Origin of the sequence: Desemzia sp. FAM 23990 (assembly GCF_045528485.1) — a bacterium.
In the GTDB taxonomy this organism is placed as follows: domain Bacteria; phylum Bacillota; class Bacilli; order Lactobacillales; family Carnobacteriaceae; genus Desemzia.
The window spans coordinates 1-338 of sequence record NZ_JBGQQW010000080.1; the positions used below are offsets into that span (position 1 = coordinate 1).

Consider the following 338-nt stretch of genomic DNA (forward strand, 5'->3'; position numbering starts at 1 on the left):
GCGACCCTCTGATTAAAAGTCAGATGCTCTACCAACTGAGCTAATGACTCATGGTGGAGGTTAACGGGCTCGAACCGCTGACCCTCTGCTTGTAAGGCAGATGCTCTCCCAACTGAGCTAAACCTCCGCAATGAAAAAGAAAAACCACACAACTACCACTAGTTCATTAATGAGTAGTGCCGTTTTTCAGATTAAAAATAATTTTAATCAAAACTCCGCAAGTAGGACTCGAACCTACGACATCGTGATTAACAGTCACGCGCTACTACCAACTGAGCTATTGCGGAATAACTATATGCGCGGCAACGTCCTAGTCTCACAAGGGGAAACCCCTCACT

The 338-nt window shown here is 45.6% G+C and carries 2 tRNA genes; both read right to left on the reverse strand.

Features of this window, described 5'->3' with window-relative positions:
- Positions 1 to 51: 51 nt before the first annotated feature.
- A tRNA-Val gene (locus ACEN4I_RS13535) sits at positions 52 to 127 on the reverse strand.
- Between the two features lie 86 nt (positions 128 to 213).
- A tRNA-Asn gene (locus ACEN4I_RS13540) sits at positions 214 to 287 on the reverse strand.
- Between the last annotated feature and the right edge of the window lie 51 nt (positions 288 to 338).